We start from the raw sequence: 15,633 nt of genomic DNA, 5'->3' as shown, positions 1-15,633 counted from the left end.
GCTCTCGAAGCCAAATGTTCTTCGCCCGCAGAAGTGCTTGCACTTCGAGGGAGAAGGTTATTTGGCAGAAGAGAGCTAGCCGCTGAAGCTAGACAATGAAGAAAAGCGTAGGCGGCGCGATTAGCTCTCGAAGCCAAATGTTCTTCGCCCGCAGAAGTGCTTGCACTTCGAGGGAGAAGGTTATTTGGCAGAAGAGAGCTAGCCGCTGAAGCTAGACAATGAAGAAAAGCGTAGGCGAGCGGTTAACGCCGAAGGAAAATGTTCTTCCGACGAGAAATGCTTGTCATTTCGACGGAGGAAGGTTATTTTCCAGAAGCTGCGCCTGCGATTACTCGGCGCATGTCAGCGAAGATGCTATTCAAGCAGTTGACACGTTGCGAGCCGAGCTAGACAAAAAGAAAAGCGTAGGCGGCAATCTGAGCTGTTTAGCTATAACAAAGAAAAAGCTGTCAACGGGTTTGAACCGTTACAGCTTTTTCTTTTTGTTGGCGAGCATTTTATTCGCAACTCTGAAAGAAAGAAGCATATATATTTTATATGAAAATGCGAGGAGGTCGTTTAAATGAAAACGCATCAGGCTGTTCCTAATTCTCCCCTCTTATATATTGTACAACCTAAGCTGAAGCAGACAGTAACCTATATGCAGGAAACATTTATAGGGCATGCTGAAAAAGATAAAAAGCAGACTCAAGAGGCTCAAGAGACATTTGCCACAAAGGAGTTTCAAAAAATGACACTTGGTGAAAAGTTGAACTTTTTAGCTAACCTGCCTGCTCATCTTGCAAATATCAAGTGTAACTTGATCATGGACAATACCAATTATGAGGGGTATATAATCGAATATAAAGATAAACAAGTCGTATTTCAAACTGCAAAAGATAACGAAAGAATAACTTTGTTACCGGAAAAAATTGTCTCTCTCACATTAATCGGCTTAGAAGAAGAACAAACTTTTGTTAATAAAGAGGACAAGTAGAGATTTTTCGATGATCAAGACTTAAAAAGGAGCGTCTCATTCCTTGTGAGACACTCCCGTTTTTATTTTTTGAACGATGTTGTATGCTCTTCTATAAATCGCTTCTAATCGTGCTGCTACATGTGTGAATGAAAAATGTTCCTCTACATAGTTTCGCCCGTTTTTCGCCATTTGCAAAGCTTTTTCTCGATGAGTAAGCATGAAATGAATGGCTTTAGAGAAGGAGTGAATATTTTGATAGTCATCAATGACAAGCCCATTTTCCATATGATGAATCACTTCAGCGTTCCCACCGCGATTCGTTGTAATAATCGGTACTCCGGCAGCCATCGCTTCATAGTGTACTCTCGCCAGTGGTTCATGCCATTGAGAGCTGCATACGAACACATCACTTATTAAGAAAATAGGTGGAATTTTTTCGGCGGGAATGTAGTTTGTAAAGATAATTTTCTCTCCATATGGTTTGGCTAACTGATGCAATTGTTCAACATAATCATTCCAGCCGTTATCACTAAACCATTTTCCGCCAACAATGACTAAAACAGCATCATGGTGGCAGGCAAGAACCTCGCTCATACATTGAATGAGGATATGAGGTCCTTTTGTTTTGGCTAACCGGCCAATAAATAAAATCACTTTCTTATTTGCGACATTCCATTCTTTTCGCATGGACTTACGAATCTTTTTCCCTTTTTCTGTCCAAGCAGGAACATATTGCTCAAGGTCAATGCCGGAATAGACGACTTCAACCTTGTCGGAAGGCAGTTCATATCGGCCGGTAATCGTACGCTTAATGTATTCACTGACAGTCGTAATGAAGGTGCTTTGCTCGATTGCTTGTTCGGCCAGCTCTTTAGTGATTTTTAAAGGAGAAAACATGTCATTATGAACACTTAACACAAAAGCGCTGGCCGGGGAAGCCTCTTTATAATATTTGACAAGACCTGCTGGACGGTTGAAGACATGAATGACGTCAAATGTGCGTTTTGTTAATTCAGCAGCGACATTTTCTTCATATGATTCTTTCGGAAAGCGAATATATTCAATGTTGCCGCTTTTTTCTGTCAATGGCAAGGAACAATCTGTTATCGAAAAGATGGTAAGTGAATGGTTTTGGCTAATGAATGGGGCGATCCCATCAATCATGAGCTGAATTGCTCCACCTTTCACAGCAGGAGAAGGGAGTTTTTCAGTGCATATAAAAGCGATTTTCATGATATTTCATCCTGATAAACCGAGCGTATATAGTCGATTTCCCTTTGCAATCCTTCTTTTAATGCGATAGTTGGAGCATAGTTTAAATCATGCTCTGCAGCAGAAATATCAGCCCATGTATGCTTAGGTTCTCCGATGACCGTTTTCGTATAATGTCTCTTCGCTTTTTTCCCTGTCAGCAACTCTAATAAATCAATAATGTCATTAATGGATGCTCGTTCTTTTCCACCGATATTGATGGTTTTTCCAATCGTATTTGTATTCCCTAAGACAGCTGCAGTTCCGCTTACACAATCAGAAATGTACGTAAAATCTCGCGTTTGCGTTCCATCTCCGAAAATGGTAATGGGTTGATTGGTTAGTATTTGCTTGATGAAACGGTGAAAGGCCATATCGGGTCGTTGGCGGGGGCCATAAACGGTAAAGTAGCGCAAAATAACGATAGGAATTTCAAAGCTTGTTTTGTATACTTTACATAAATGTTCGGCTGTTAATTTTGTAATCCCATATGGCGATAATGGTGCCGGCTCTATTTCTTCTGATACTTTTCCCTCCTTTTCTCCATAAACAGAAGATGTTGAAGCAAAAATAAACTGTTTAAGCGGAAGGTCTTTACACGCTTCTAACAACCATTGGGTTGATGAAATGTTATTGTCAACATACTCCTGAAAGTTTCTTCCCCAACTTGTACGAACACCCGGCATTCCTGCCAAATGATAAACAACATCTATCTCTTTTAAAAGTTCATGAAGGTCAATGGAGAGAAGGTCTTTGGAAATGAACGTGAACCTTGGATGAGAAATGAGTTTTTCTAAATTACATTTTTTTATAGCAGTTGAAGTAGGGCCAATGAAACAATCGATGCCAATGATCGTATTGTTTTCCTCTTCCAATAATTTTTCACATAAATGAGAGCCGATAAAACCGGCAGCGCCAGTAACGAGAATGTTCATCCGCGACCAACTCCTACATAATGTAATCCGTACTGTTCTATCTTGTTACGATCAAGGCAATTGCGTGTATCGAAAATAATCGTCCCTTTCATAAGCTGCCTTACTTCCGGCCAATCTAACTGTTTAAATTCGTTCCAATCGGTTGCAATAATGACACAATCAGCGTCACGAATGGCAGAAGTGATGGAGTCCTTTTGGATGACATTTGCAGGGAGAGGATTCTGTAGCTTCGCTTGTGGATCATAAGTATGAATTTCGCAGTCAAATTGGCTCAAGCATCGAATGAATCGTTCTGCTGGTGAGTAACGTGTATCATCAGTGTTCGGTTTAAAGGCAATCCCTAAAACAGCGATTTTAAGATGAGTGAAATCAGGGAAAAGCGTTTTTAATTTTTCCAAATAAATATCAATCTGTGTCTCATTTACTGTTTGTACTGCTTGTAAAATATGAGGTTGAATGTTTTTCGAAAGTGCAGTTCGTTCAAGTGATTTTACATCTTTTGGGAAACAAGAGCCTCCATATCCTAAGCCGGCTTGTAAAAAATGCGGGCCGATTCGCGGATCCAGTCCAATTCCTTTTGCCACATCGTTTACATCTACTTGAAATGCTTCGCAAATGCGGGCAATTTCATTCATAAATGAAATTTTTGTAGCTAAAAAGGCGTTTGCAGCATATTTCATCATTTCTGCTCCATTTAAGCTGGTGATCACGTAAGGGGCGTTGATTCCGGTATACACTTCTTGAATAACCGCCAATGACCGATGATCACCAGAACGAAGACCGACAACAATTTTGTCAGCATGGAACATATCATGAATGGCAGAGCCTTCTCTTAAGAACTCCGGGTTTGAAACGATGTTGAAAAGTTCAGGAGAGACGCCTTTTTCAAGCAGCTGGTTATATATCCATTCATTCGTTCCAGGCGGCACAGTGCTTTTCGTAACAATGGTTTTATACGAGTTAATGCGACTTGATAGTTCATCAATGACTGAATCAATATATGATAAGTCAGTGCTTCCGTCTTCCGAAGAAGGGGTGCCTACACAAATGAACACGACGGAAGCTCTCTTTATATAATCATCGAGGGAATCGGTAAAAGTAAGATGATTATAGTTTTTATCAATGAATTCTTTTAGGCCCGGCTCATAAATAGGAACTTCACTGTTATTCAGCATTTCTATCTTTTGTTTGTCTTTGTCGATACAGTTTACTTCATGACCAAGCTCAGCAAGCACGGCGGCCGTTGTTAAGCCTACGTATCCGGCGCCTATTACACATATATTCATCAAGCGTACACTCCCCTCAAAAAAGTATGTGGCTCTTATAGCGTATTAATGGACAGGGCTAATGTGTTACCGCTGCAGGTGCCCAAAATGAGGGGGAGCGCGGTGCCTATTTTCTTTGGACAACCTTTCTTCATACGATGTAACGAATAAGATGGAGATAAAGAAAGTAGAGGGGAGAAACGAACGTGGTAAAGAAAGCAATTATTCCGGCAGCAGGATATGGTACTCGAAGTCTGCCGATTACAAAGGTGATTCCAAAGGAAATGTTCCCCATTGGAGTGAAGCCAGCGATTCAGTTTGTGGTGGAAGAGGCGATCGAGTCGGGAATCGAAGAGATTTTAATTGTCGTTTCAAGAACAAAAAATGTAATTGTCGATTATTTTGATCATTCTCTTGAATTGGAAGCGTTTTTAGAAAAGAAAAACAAAACACATCTATTGACGAAAGAGGTTGTTCCTAACATACAGCTTTATTACACACGACAACCATATGCGAGGGGGCTCGGTGATGCGGTGCGTTTAGGAAAGTTGTTTGTTGGGAATGAACCATTTGCGGTTCTTTTGCCTGATGACATCATATTAGAAGGAAAGAAACCGGCGATAAAGCAGCTAATAGAAGAATATGAGACCCATGGTCATAGCATAATTGGGCTGAACAAAGTGGCTGCGGAACATTTGCATAAATATGGTGTTATAAAAGGGAAAGAACTTGGCGCTCAGATGTATCATGTTATGGATATTATCGAAAAACCGAAAAAAAATCCACCATCCAACTTGGCGGTCATCGGAAGATATGTGTTTACTCCTTCTATATTCTCATCGTTAGAGTTATTAAATCCGAAAGAAGAGGAAGAGATTCAATTGACAGATGCAATAAAAGAATTACTAGCCAAAGAAGCATGCTACGGCAAAATTACAGATGGGAAAAGGTTTGATATAGGTTCGCCGGATGATTATATTTCTCTCATAAATATGGTTTATCAAAAGGGTGTATAGAAGCGGAGCAGCTTGTTCCAAACGCTTAAAAAGTAAAGCCAGCCGCTTGTTAAAAAGGGCTGGCTTTACTTTTTTATTCATCCTCGTTATCTGCATTCTCATCTTTGTTTGTTGACACCGGTAAGTCAATCGAAGTGATATCGCTGCTGTTTAAAACTGTTAAGCGGTTGCCGTCTTTATAAAATCGATCGATCAAAAAAGATGCTTTATTGTGATTCATGTCAAATGCTAAAAACACAGCGTTATCATACGTCTGCTCTCCGACATGAACATTTACTTCTGTTTCAGGTTGGAGATTGTGTAATATTTCATGCACGCTGTTATGTTGCTTAACCGGTTGAACGTTTCCTTCTGTTTCATGTTCGAGATTGTGTAATATTTCGTGCACGTTATTACGTGACTCATGTTGTTTTTTTATAAAATTTCGGCTGAAAACGATTTTATTCATGTTTTCCTCTCCTTTGTACTTGCAGTTAAAGTGTCTATAGTATCATATGTTTCCTTCTTTTAACATGTTCACCGAGAAGTCTCCTAATCTCTAAACAGAGTGTAGATGGGAAAGGTTCATTGGGGAAGCCGCTTGAGAATAAAAGGAATTTTTTATCATTTGTATTTCAGCGATTTCATAAACTATATAGAACTTTAGAACAATAAAGGTGGGGAATCTATGCTAAACGCCTTTGACTTTCTTATCCTTTTTCTGGCGAGTTTTCGGCTAACACGATTTATTGTGTATGATACAATTACCTCATTTATTAGAAAACCTTTTCACGAAATGATCGAGGAACAATTGCCGGATGGGACAATCCAAACGTTTATAAAAGTGAAAGGAACAGGATGGAAATATTGGATCGGGGAGTTATTGAGCTGTTATTGGTGCACAGGGATATGGAGCTCTGCTGTTCTATATATAGGTTATTTAGTTTTGTCTAGCGTTTTTACACCGATTATAGTTATTTTAGCGATTGCTGGCTGTGCTGCCTTAGTGGAAGTGATTGTCGAAAAGCTATTGTCATAAGAGATTGGTAAAAGAAGCATATAGTTCTAACAGAAAAATGATTGATTGGAATGGAAGTATGCTGACTCAATCGTCTAAGAAATAAAGAGTGTTTGCTATTTCGTCAAATCTATATGCTGTATGGATAGAGGGAGAATATGAGATCGAGTCAGCGTTTTGCATTAAATCTAAAAGTGATTCACGTCTACCAGTTGACGATAATATTGTTTAATGATGGAATTCCTTTTGGGAGCTCTTTGCAGTAAACATAACCTTCAACAACTAAAGCATTTTCATCATCCGTTTTTCTTGCGCGAATTTCAAAATTATGGAACTGTAACACCTTGCATGGCGCTAGTGTTGAATGATGCAAAGGCTTCAGCCAATACTCACCATTATTTTTTATGCTCTCTCTCCAATTTTCATGAACAAATGTCCACTCCGTAGAGGAATGTTCAGATAACAAGAAGTTTTCTTCCATTTTCACTTGTTTTGTTGAAATTTTTCCACTCAGTTTTCCCGCATGAATCGGTTTTATACGAATGCATATCATAGGCTCATGTAGAGGCTCTGTTCCAATATTATCTATCATAAAATTTCCGAATATTAACAAATCATCTTCATTTGTTTCAGGAAAGAAAAATGAATAATTAAAAAATGATTGGAGCTTTATGATTGGTTGTGAATGCTGCTGCTCTTTTTGTAAATATAAATTTTTTTTCAGTTCGCTAAATTGTGTTTTTTCTTCCTCTAAGGCCACTTCATATGACAGCAGTTGATTTTCCAGGTCTGCAATCTTTTTTTCATATTGCTCAATATTATCAGTTTGAATATGATGTAACTTTTTTTGTAAATATTGATTTCGGAGTGTTTCTTTTTTTAACTCTGCTTCTAATGCTTTTAGTTTATTTTTATAACTTGCTATTTCTGAACGATAGTGAATCATTTTTTGTTGCAGCTGAATTTGCTGGTCCGTAGTTGTGCGGTGCTGCTTCACTTTTCTCACCCCTCTTTGCTTTCATGTATATGTAAAGAAATAAATTTGTAAAACAAAAAAGGAGGCTGATCCATAAAGTGTCTGCCCCCGTGCATTTCACAATATATTGTTCATGTATCCAATATGATGTCCGGTATATTGTGTCGTTGTTGGGGATCTGACACTTTGCTTTCGGGTCAGCCGCGAACTCGTCAAGTGAATTTAGTGAGCCGGGAATACTTCAGGACATTGAGGCGGGAACTTATCCGTCGGGCAAAGTGTGGCTTCTAAAATTTCTTCACGCGGTTTGCAGAAACGGGCTTCTACTTCGATTTTTACATCTGCTTCCATTTGCACTTCAAGGCATAAAGTAATGGAAACATCAAGTTGTGAGAAATTGTCTGTGCAGACTAAGCTGGCGTCACATTCGAAGAAAGAGATGTGGCAGTCTAGCATAGTACCTTCAGGTGCACACAAGATAAATGTTTGCGCTGTCGCAAATGGAATGGCCTTTGATTCACATACAACATGCCCGTTTGCGTCAAGAATTTGTACAACAACATGCCCTTTAACTAGTGCCTTCACTTTTTGAAGCGTAACTTTTTCCCCTGAAGGAAGGGTAATCCGCACCGGTTGACGGCCATCTGGCTGGATGATTTCTTGACAAATTAATGCATCGTTATCGACTACTGGGTCGATTCGATGTCCATCTTCATCCGTTAAGAAACATCTAATCGTGAAATCTTCTGGGTTAAAACCGTGTGAAGTGAAAAATTCACAAACCTTTTTATCGTGTCTGTGGCATTTGCTATCTGGAAAAATGGATTCTAAGTCTCTATCAGAGAAGCTTTTTAATGGTACATCCACTTGACGAGTAACCCAGTCGTACACTTTACGAGTTTTAATACATACTTTCTCTTTATGATGAGAGTGACTCATAACTCTTTCCTCCTGTTTAAAATTTTTCCCCGCGAAACCAAATATAAAAATATTATTGCCTTGCGGGTATTGGGACTACTGTATAGTATGAAAAAACTGGGTAAGTGTGCTGTGATAAAAGCGGAATTTTATTTTTTAGTTTATATGTCATAAATGAGTGAATATTTGAATTTGTATGTATTAGGAGGAATGATTTTTTTGATGGGAGGATCCACAAGTGAAACAAAAACAAGCAGAGAATGTGGCGATGTTAAAACAGAAACTCATTTATTATCAGTCTGAGCTGTCGCGTTGCAAAGCGAAATTGCAACAGTATGAAAAAAACGACATGGTGTCATTAGTAAAAGAAAATGAATATTTGAAAGAGGAATTAGAAGCTTTAACAAACAGGCTCCATGAAGCGAAAGCGGAAAATGTTCTTCTTAAAGAATTGGCGTTTCAAAGTGAGGAAAGATATAAACAATTAAAACAAGTAAAGAAAGAAAAGGAGGAACTTGAAAGGCGTTTAGCAGAACTGAAAAAGCAAGTAGAGGAAGAAACAAATTCAGATTCGTGGTTTATTCGCACGTTAAAGCAACAAAATGCGATTGTTTCGCCTTCTGTCCCAATAGATCCGAACCCTCATTCGGCATCAAGTTCCTTTTCCTTTGATGATGGAGATGAATAAAGAAAATTATAGAACGAATGCCGGAGCAAATCGTCTCTTTCCCTCATAAGATATTAGTAATTTCTAAATGATTAGGAGGGGGAGCTGTTGGCACAAAAAAAGCCTATCGTTTTACAAATGGCAAGAAACACGAAATTCGACTCTGCGCCTTCTGCAACTGTCAAGAAAACCGGAGGATGTGGTTGCGGGAAAAAAGCAAAGAGAAAATAAGAATTGGATTTACTTACAAGAGATTATCGAACAAGATAATCTCTTTTTTATGAAAAACGCCTATACAAAAAAACGAACATGTGCATAGTCTAACAGTGCGGATAGGCTATTCAATTAAGGAGGTAATATCAATGTCGGAAAAAAAACATAAATCACGTGTGGTTCATGTTGATAAGCTGATTGTTCATGCAGATGATGTCGTAATTATTCCGAAAAGACGTCCGTTTGATCCTTGGATGTTCGGAAGAGCAAATCGTCCTGAATTAGAAGCAGCAGAGGACATACAAGATGACACAGCGATAGAAGAAGTTGACGACGACGATAAGCGGAGAAATCCGTTTTCTTGGATTTAGTTTCTTTATAAATGTGGTGTTTAAGGAATTTGTAATGTGATTTTCCTAAGTAGTGTTTTGCAGCAATAAGAGTAAAAACCCTTTCAATCGCTATTAACGAAAGAGAATTTTGAAAAATGAGAGGGGGATTTTTTATGGAGCGTTTTAAAAATTACGGGTTGTGGGTCAGTATCGGTTCTTTTGTCGTCATTCTTATCCAAACATTTGGAGCAGATATTGATTTCGGACAATACGAAAAGATATATAACGCTGTTTTAAGCATTCTCGTTATGGCCGGCATTCTTAACAACCCTTCAATAGGAACGGGTTATTCAGATAAAACAGATAAAGAAAATAAAAAATAAATTTGTTAAGGCTGTCTCATAAAGGGCCTGTCCCTTTGTTTTTGAGACGGCTTTTTTATGTAAAAAATTGTTATTATATTTTTTCATAAAAAATACAACATAAAATTGTAACGAAAATTTAGGAGGTCAACAAGATGACAGTAGCAAGCCAGGTAAAACAAACATTAGCTGGTTTAAAAGCAGCACAGGCAAGTTTTGAAACGTTTGCATTGCAAACAGAAAACCAGTCAGCAAAGCAGCTTTATCAACAAGCCGCAAAGCAGGCGCAAGCAATTGTTGATTTAGTTACCCCGCGCATGCAAGAAATCGAGAACGAAGAACCACAATATAAACAATAAAGAAAAGCGGAAGCATCCTGCTTAGCCGCGATGGGCAAATGTTCTTCACCCGCAGAGGTGCTTGTCACATCGAGGGGGAAGGTTATTTTCCAGAAGCTGCGCCTGCGATTACTCGGCGCATGTCAGCGAAGATGCTATTCAAGCAGTTGACACGTTGCGAGGCGAGCTAGACAAAAAGAAAAGCGGAGGCAGAAAGAGGCTGTCCCAAAAGCCCAGGGTCAGACCCCACAACACAATATATAGGACATCACATGGGAGAAATGAACGATATATTGTAAAACTCGCGTGAGGTTCAGACCCTTATGAGACAGCCTCTTTTCAAACAAACTTACATAAGGACTGATGAACAATGCTGAAAAAACTTTTCCTGGTTTTATTCATATTTAGCATACTTTTCGGTTGTGCGAAGGAAAAAGAGAATCAACAGCAGTCATTACAAAATTTTAATATAACAAGAACAAGTACAAAGGAAACAGCGGATGCCCATCTTAATCAAACTGCCGCTAAGCAGGCTGTTCAAAGGATAAGTCAAAAGCGTGAGGTAAAGGATGTTGTTGCCGTTAATACAAAGAAAAAGCTTTTATTAGCGTATCAAGTTAAACATTTACAACGGTTTCGCATGAAGCAAATTGAGAAAGAGGTAAAAGAAGAGCTTGAGAACTTATTCCCGGATTATGACGTCATCATTTCCAGCGATATGAAGTTGTTTTGGAAAACAGAAGAACTAAAAAGAAAATTAAGTAAAGATGGAATAAACGAGAAAGAAGTCAATAAACAAATTAAAAAATTAGAAAAACTGAGTAATGAACTCACTTAGAAAGAGGTGATGATATGGCAAATGAAAAAAGAAAGAATCTTACTCCCGTCCAACAAGAGTATCATTTATTTGAAAAAGAGAGGGAAACAAAACGTCCTTTATTCAAAAACTGTGTTCGCGCATTTTTAGTGGGAGGGCTTATTTGTGTGATTGGTCAAGCGGTTTCCTATTTTTATATGTACTTTTTTGATTTTACCGAGCAAACAGTAGGGAATCCAACGGTGGCGACAATGGTCTTTATTTCCATGATTTTGACTGGAATAGGCGTATATGACCGTATCGCTCAATTTGCCGGTGCAGGAAGCGCGGTTCCCGTAACAGGGTTTGGCAATGCCGTCATTTCTGCAGCCATTGAACATCGAACGGAAGGATTTGTGTTAGGAGTAGGCGCCAATATGTTTAAGCTGGCCGGTTCTGTCATTTTGTTCGGTACGTTTGCGGCATTTGTCGTCGCCTTAGTGAAAACGATTCTTATACAGTGGGGTGGGTTAGGATGATGAAGGGCCACCGAAGTTGGGTGTTCGAAAATAAACCGGTCATTGTCTCTACGGCAACCGTTGGCGGACCATTTGAGGCAAACGGAAAACTTGCTGATGATTTTGATTTATTGCACGAAGACCTTTGGCTTGGCGAAGATTCGTATGAAAAGGCGCACAAAGTATTATTCGAAGAAGCGTTTTTTAAGGCAATGGAGAAAGCGGGAATTGAAAAGGAAAAAGTTCAGTTTATTATTGCTGGAGATTTGATCAATCAAATTACGCCATCAAGCTTTGCGGCAAGAACGATTGGAGCACCGTATCTCGGAGTGTTTGGTGCCTGCTCAACATCAATGGAAGGTTTGGCATTAAGTGCGTTTATTGTCAACTACGGTGGGGCACAATATGTGCTAACAGGAGCGGCAAGCCATAACACCGCTGTTGAAAAGCAATTTCGTTATCCAACGGAGTACGGTGGACAGAAGCCGCCAACGGCACAATGGACGGTGACAGGAGCAGGAGTGGCCTTGTTAAGCAATCAAGGCAATGGACCACGCGTTACGGCAGCAACGATCGGAAGAGTAGTCGATATGGGATTAACCGACCCATTCAATATGGGGGGAGCAATGGCGCCGGCTGCTGTTGATACGATTGAAGCACATTTACGTGATTTACAGATAGATCCTTCTTATTATGACATGATTGTCACTGGAGATTTAGGGCATATCGGCAGAGAAGTTTCATTAGATCTTATGAAAAAAAATGGACTCTCTATAGAAGATGAACGTTATCAAGATTGCGGCCTTATGATTTATCGTGAAGGCCAGCCTGTTTTATCGGGGGGAAGCGGCGCCGGTTGTTCCGCTACCGTTGTGTATGGACATTTGCTGAACCGCATGAAACGGGGAGAATTAAAGCGGATTCTCGTTGTCGCAACAGGCGCGCTACTATCACCATTAACGTTTCAACAAAATGAAACAATCCCATGCATTGCTCATGCGGTAGCGATTGAGTATGGAGGTGACGACATATGATGTCGATGTTTTTTTGGGCATTTGTTGTTGGCGGTATTATTTGTACAATCGGGCAAATGATGTTTGACGTTTTTAAATTAACTCCAGGGCACACGCTTAGCACTCTTGTTGTGATTGGTGCCATTTTGGACGGGTTCGGACTTTATGAGCCGTTGATTGACTTTGCAGGAGCAGGTGCAACGATACCGATTACAAGCTTCGGAAATTCCCTCGTTCACGGTGCGCTTCAAGAAGCAGAAAAACACGGAATCATTGGCGTATTGACCGGAATGTTTGAAGTGACAAGCTCGGGAATTTCTGCTGCGATTATATTTGGCTTTATTGGAGCTTTATTATTTAAACCGAAAGGATAAGTGGGTGGTAAGAGATGACGATCGGTTCACAAGTTAAACAAAGTTTGGCCAGTTTAAAGAGCATCCACGCCGGACTGCAAAATTTTGCGCTTATTTCAACGGATGAGCGCTCACAGCGGGAGTTTCATGAGGCGATGATCATAACGGAAGAAATCATTGCCGATTTGAAGCAAAGAATTGGCCAATTGGAACGGGAAGAACCACAATACAATGGAATGTAAGGAGTAGAAATGATGCCAGCATGGTTAGAAGTAGCGATACGCTCCATTTGTATATTAATCGGGCTGTTTATTATTACAAAGCTGCTAGGTAAAAAGCAATTATCGAAGTTATCGTTTTTTGAATATATTGTTGGGATTACTATCGGTGATATTGCCGGTACGCTTTCAATGGACTTAGGCATTCGTCTGACGGAAGGGATTACAAGCATTCTTATCTGGGCATTATTTCCGGTAGCCATTTCTTATATTTCATTAAAGAATAAAAAGTTTCGTGATTTTATTGAAGGAAATTCAACAGTTTTTATTAAGAACGGGAAAATAATGGAGGAAAATCTAAAAAAGGAAAAATATACAATTGACGAGCTGCTTGAGCAATTGCGCAAAAAGGATGTGTTTCGCGTAGCTGATGTTGAGTTTGCTACGTTGGAGTCAAATGGAGATTTAAGCGTTTTATTAAAACGTGATAAGCAGCCGTTAGCAGTTGGCGATGTTTTTCCAAATCCTGCTCCTATGAAAGAACCGCAAACAGTCATTATGGATGGAATGATTTTAGATGAGCCGCTCGCAACGATGGGATTAAACCGCGGCTGGTTAAAAGAAGAATTGGATAAACAAGGGATCGCTGTTGAAAATGTTTTTTTAGCGCAAGTGGATTCTTACGGACAAGTGACGGTTGATTTGTATAATGATAAAATTCAAGTGCCACAGCCGCAGCAAAAATCGCTTTTACTGGCAGCGATTAAAAAAGTGCAGGCGGATTTTGAATTGTTTGCTTTACAAGCCGAAAATGCCGAAGCGCGACAAATGTACGGCAAAAACGCAGAGAAATTAGCGGGAATTTTAAATAAAGTAGAACCATTATTGAAAAATTAAAGGAGGAAAAAATATGAAAAATAAACCAAAAACAACGGATGAGGAAATTACATTGCGCTTAATAAAGGGAAAAGAAGATAAGAATATTAAGACGACCGATGAGGAATTCACATTGGAATTTATGCATGAAGGCGAAAATGTAACGCGGCAACCGAAAGATTATGAACAAATTAATGATTAATAAAGCAAATCTTCGCCGCAATGCGATGGCTAAAAAGGCTGTCTTATAGGAGAATTACTCCCTTACACATTGATAATTAGGGAGTAGCTTCTTTTTCTGTAAGACAGCCTTTTCGTTTGCAGCTTATAATGATAACGATTGTAAAAATTCTTTTACTTGTTCTGGTGTTTTTGCATTAGCGCTGTGAAGATGAGCCATTTTTTCCCCGTTTTTGAAAACGAGAAGGCTTGGAATCCCCATCACCTGATATTTTTCAGCGAGTTCAGGAACATCATCACGATTGATTTGATACCATTCTAGCTGCGAATATTGTTCGATAATCTCACCGATGAACATATCCATTCGCGCACAGTCCGGACACCATGTTGTATAAAATTTTACAATGACCGCTTTATCTCCAGCAATGACTTCGTTGAACTGCTCGACTGTTTGTAAATGGTTCAAAATGGTTATACCTCCTTTGCTGATTTGTCACTCCTATAACTCTACCATACTTCTAAGAAAAAATAGAATAAAAAAGCTCGGAACATCATTTGTTCATTTGCATAAACAAATGAATAAGAAGGGACGGTGAGTATATGGGCAATAAGCTGGAAAAAGAATTGGAAAAGCTGGCAAAATCCAAACATGACGGACACGATGAAGTGATAAAGAAATTTGAAAAATGGGGAAAGGAGCTCGATGAAAATATAGGAAAAATTGATAAAGCCAATAAAGAATTTTTAAAAGAAGTGGAAGGAAAGCTTGGTTATATGAATGAATGGTTTGCCAAAAAAGAAAAGCAATTTGCGACAATGTTTCGTTTTTTACAGTAGCGCGCCCATACCTTTTTTGTAAAAGCGCATATGATGTAAACAACAATGTGAAAGGAGGTGTAATAAAATGGGCTTCGGATTTGGTGGTTGCGGCGGTTATGGCGGCTATGGTTATGGTCCCGGTTATGGAGGCGGTTACGGCTCAACGTTTGTGTTAATCGTTGTATTGTTTATTTTGTTAATTATTGTTGGTGCTGCGTTCATCGGCTAATTTGTTCGCGATATTTCAAGCGAAGGAGTACGAGCTATTACAAAGCGGCTCGTACTTTTTATTTCCATGCATGCACTTCGCATCTTTTTTTTCATACGATGTATCATGAAAAGGAGGCGGGATGATAATGGATAATCATTTCTTTAAAAATATCGAAAAGAAAACAGGCATCAATATGAACGATGTATTCGAATTAGCGAATTCGCTGCAGCATGCGAATTTTAAAGATGAAAAGACGGTTAGAAGCGTCATCAAACGTGTAGCGCAAATTGCCAACCGCAAAGTGCCAAAAGAATTAGAAGACAAAATCGTTCAAACGATTATTAAAGACGGAAACAAACTTGATTTCAGCACAATTGCTAATATGATTAATAATAATAAAAAGTAAAACAAAAGGGTGGCT

Annotated in this window: 26 protein-coding genes; 19 read left to right on the top strand and 7 right to left on the bottom strand. The window is 39.2% G+C overall.

Going from position 1 to position 15,633, the window contains the following annotated elements; all coding sequences use genetic code 11:
- Positions 1-218: 218 nt before the first annotated feature.
- Both B0I26_RS18480 and B0I26_RS16125 read left to right on the top strand, forming a co-directional pair.
- Positions 219-566: a hypothetical protein gene (locus B0I26_RS18480; RefSeq protein WP_111646423.1), complete on the top strand. Its 348-nt coding sequence runs from the start codon at positions 219-221 to the stop codon at positions 564-566.
- A complete protein-coding gene (locus B0I26_RS16125; RefSeq protein ID WP_111646422.1) occupies positions 563-976 on the top strand; it encodes a CotO family spore coat protein in 414 nt (137 codons plus the stop codon). The genes B0I26_RS18480 and B0I26_RS16125 overlap by 4 nt, the downstream gene beginning before the upstream one ends.
- Before the next feature lie 36 nt (positions 977-1,012).
- On the opposite strand, the gene B0I26_RS16120 is transcribed toward B0I26_RS16125, so the two are convergent.
- Genes B0I26_RS16120 through B0I26_RS16110 form a run of 3 tightly spaced genes read right to left on the bottom strand, consistent with a single transcriptional unit; the run spans position 1,013 to position 4,430 of the window.
- Positions 1,013-2,191, bottom strand: coding sequence for a glycosyltransferase family 4 protein (locus B0I26_RS16120; protein WP_111646421.1), 1,179 nt, complete (start codon positions 2,189-2,191; stop codon positions 1,013-1,015).
- On the bottom strand, positions 2,188-3,144 hold the full coding sequence (locus B0I26_RS16115; RefSeq protein ID WP_111646420.1) for an NAD-dependent epimerase/dehydratase family protein: 957 nt from the start codon (positions 3,142-3,144) through the stop codon (positions 2,188-2,190). The genes B0I26_RS16120 and B0I26_RS16115 overlap by 4 nt, the downstream gene beginning before the upstream one ends.
- The gene (locus tag B0I26_RS16110) at positions 3,141-4,430 is read right to left on the bottom strand and encodes a UDP-glucose dehydrogenase family protein (RefSeq protein WP_111646419.1); all 1,290 of its coding nucleotides are present in this window, start codon (positions 4,428-4,430) and stop codon (positions 3,141-3,143) included. Before B0I26_RS16110 ends, B0I26_RS16115 begins: the two co-directional genes overlap by 4 nt.
- A gap of 185 nt (positions 4,431-4,615) precedes the next feature.
- Here B0I26_RS16110 and B0I26_RS16105 point away from each other — a divergent pair, with 185 nt between their 5' ends.
- On the top strand, positions 4,616-5,425 hold the full coding sequence (locus B0I26_RS16105) for a UTP--glucose-1-phosphate uridylyltransferase (RefSeq protein WP_111646418.1): 810 nt from the start codon (positions 4,616-4,618) through the stop codon (positions 5,423-5,425).
- A gap of 73 nt (positions 5,426-5,498) precedes the next feature.
- Here B0I26_RS16105 and B0I26_RS16100 read toward each other — a convergent pair whose 3' ends face one another.
- Entirely contained in the window at positions 5,499-5,873 is a 375-nt protein-coding gene (locus B0I26_RS16100; RefSeq protein ID WP_111646417.1) for a hypothetical protein, read from the bottom strand.
- 219 nt (positions 5,874-6,092) lie between these two features.
- Here B0I26_RS16100 and B0I26_RS16095 point away from each other — a divergent pair, with 219 nt between their 5' ends.
- Positions 6,093-6,443, top strand: coding sequence for a DUF1360 domain-containing protein (locus tag B0I26_RS16095; protein ID WP_111646416.1), 351 nt, complete (start codon positions 6,093-6,095; stop codon positions 6,441-6,443).
- A gap of 184 nt (positions 6,444-6,627) precedes the next feature.
- Here B0I26_RS16095 and B0I26_RS16090 read toward each other — a convergent pair whose 3' ends face one another.
- Together B0I26_RS16090 and B0I26_RS16085 are read right to left on the bottom strand one after the other, a co-directional pair.
- Complete coding sequence (locus B0I26_RS16090; RefSeq protein WP_111646425.1) at positions 6,628-7,368, bottom strand: hypothetical protein; 741 nt, start codon at positions 7,366-7,368, stop codon at positions 6,628-6,630.
- Between the two features lie 252 nt (positions 7,369-7,620).
- Positions 7,621-8,337 carry a BMQ_0737 family morphogenetic spore coat protein gene (locus B0I26_RS16085; protein WP_111646415.1) on the bottom strand — a complete coding sequence of 239 codons (717 nt, stop codon included), beginning with the start codon at positions 8,335-8,337 and terminating at the stop codon, positions 7,621-7,623.
- A 217-nt stretch (positions 8,338-8,554) separates the two neighbouring features.
- On the opposite strand from B0I26_RS16085, the gene B0I26_RS18410 reads away from it, so the two are divergent.
- The 12 genes from B0I26_RS18410 to B0I26_RS18405 all read left to right on the top strand — a co-directional run bounded on the left by B0I26_RS18410 (position 8,555) and on the right by B0I26_RS18405 (position 14,204).
- Positions 8,555-9,004, top strand: coding sequence for a hypothetical protein (locus B0I26_RS18410; protein ID WP_181502951.1), 450 nt, complete (start codon positions 8,555-8,557; stop codon positions 9,002-9,004).
- Positions 9,005-9,091: 87 nt separating this feature from the next.
- Positions 9,092-9,214 (top strand): hypothetical protein, encoded by a 123-nt coding sequence (locus B0I26_RS18900; RefSeq protein WP_281268725.1) that lies wholly within the window; start codon positions 9,092-9,094, stop codon positions 9,212-9,214.
- A gap of 131 nt (positions 9,215-9,345) precedes the next feature.
- On the top strand, positions 9,346-9,567 hold the full coding sequence (locus B0I26_RS16075) for a hypothetical protein (protein ID WP_111646414.1): 222 nt from the start codon (positions 9,346-9,348) through the stop codon (positions 9,565-9,567).
- A 134-nt stretch (positions 9,568-9,701) separates the two neighbouring features.
- Positions 9,702-9,911, top strand: coding sequence for a phage holin family protein (locus B0I26_RS16070; RefSeq protein ID WP_111646413.1), 210 nt, complete (start codon positions 9,702-9,704; stop codon positions 9,909-9,911).
- 134 nt (positions 9,912-10,045) lie between these two features.
- Entirely contained in the window at positions 10,046-10,249 is a 204-nt protein-coding gene (locus B0I26_RS16065) for a DUF1657 domain-containing protein (RefSeq protein ID WP_111646412.1), read from the top strand.
- A 349-nt stretch (positions 10,250-10,598) separates the two neighbouring features.
- Complete coding sequence (locus B0I26_RS16060) at positions 10,599-11,066, top strand: YhcN/YlaJ family sporulation lipoprotein (RefSeq protein WP_111646411.1); 468 nt, start codon at positions 10,599-10,601, stop codon at positions 11,064-11,066.
- 14 nt (positions 11,067-11,080) lie between these two features.
- Positions 11,081-11,563: a stage V sporulation protein AC gene (gene spoVAC, locus B0I26_RS16055; protein ID WP_111646410.1), complete on the top strand. Its 483-nt coding sequence runs from the start codon at positions 11,081-11,083 to the stop codon at positions 11,561-11,563.
- A complete protein-coding gene (gene spoVAD / locus B0I26_RS16050) occupies positions 11,560-12,576 on the top strand; it encodes a stage V sporulation protein AD (protein WP_111646409.1) in 1,017 nt (338 codons plus the stop codon). The genes spoVAC and spoVAD overlap by 4 nt, the downstream gene beginning before the upstream one ends.
- Entirely contained in the window at positions 12,573-12,929 is a 357-nt protein-coding gene (gene spoVAE, locus B0I26_RS16045; RefSeq protein WP_111646408.1) for a stage V sporulation protein AE, read from the top strand. Before spoVAD ends, spoVAE begins: the two co-directional genes overlap by 4 nt.
- Before the next feature lie 14 nt (positions 12,930-12,943).
- Positions 12,944-13,150 carry a DUF1657 domain-containing protein gene (locus B0I26_RS16040; RefSeq protein WP_111646407.1) on the top strand — a complete coding sequence of 69 codons (207 nt, stop codon included), beginning with the start codon at positions 12,944-12,946 and terminating at the stop codon, positions 13,148-13,150.
- A gap of 12 nt (positions 13,151-13,162) precedes the next feature.
- On the top strand, positions 13,163-14,023 hold the full coding sequence (locus B0I26_RS16035; protein WP_111646406.1) for a DUF421 domain-containing protein: 861 nt from the start codon (positions 13,163-13,165) through the stop codon (positions 14,021-14,023).
- A gap of 13 nt (positions 14,024-14,036) precedes the next feature.
- Positions 14,037-14,204, top strand: coding sequence for a hypothetical protein (locus tag B0I26_RS18405; RefSeq protein ID WP_181502949.1), 168 nt, complete (start codon positions 14,037-14,039; stop codon positions 14,202-14,204).
- A gap of 123 nt (positions 14,205-14,327) precedes the next feature.
- Here B0I26_RS18405 and B0I26_RS16030 read toward each other — a convergent pair whose 3' ends face one another.
- A complete protein-coding gene (locus B0I26_RS16030) occupies positions 14,328-14,648 on the bottom strand; it encodes a thioredoxin family protein (RefSeq protein WP_111646405.1) in 321 nt (106 codons plus the stop codon).
- Between the two features lie 134 nt (positions 14,649-14,782).
- On the opposite strand from B0I26_RS16030, the gene B0I26_RS16025 reads away from it, so the two are divergent.
- The 3 genes from B0I26_RS16025 (at position 14,783) to B0I26_RS16015 (ending at position 15,618) form a co-directional block, all read left to right on the top strand.
- Entirely contained in the window at positions 14,783-15,019 is a 237-nt protein-coding gene (locus B0I26_RS16025; RefSeq protein WP_111646404.1) for a hypothetical protein, read from the top strand.
- Positions 15,020-15,086: 67 nt separating this feature from the next.
- A complete protein-coding gene (locus B0I26_RS16020) occupies positions 15,087-15,230 on the top strand; it encodes a YjcZ family sporulation protein (RefSeq protein ID WP_111646403.1) in 144 nt (47 codons plus the stop codon).
- Positions 15,231-15,357: 127 nt separating this feature from the next.
- Positions 15,358-15,618, top strand: a complete 261-nt coding sequence (locus B0I26_RS16015) for a stage VI sporulation protein F (protein ID WP_111646402.1) — start codon at positions 15,358-15,360, stop codon at positions 15,616-15,618.
- The last annotated feature ends 15 nt before the right edge of the window (positions 15,619-15,633 follow it).

This window comes from Paranoxybacillus vitaminiphilus, from assembly GCF_003259935.1.
Taxonomy (GTDB): domain Bacteria; phylum Bacillota; class Bacilli; order Bacillales; family Anoxybacillaceae; genus Paranoxybacillus; species Paranoxybacillus vitaminiphilus.
Note: the sequence above shows the minus strand (reverse complement) of the source record. Positions and strands in the feature narration are given on the sequence as shown.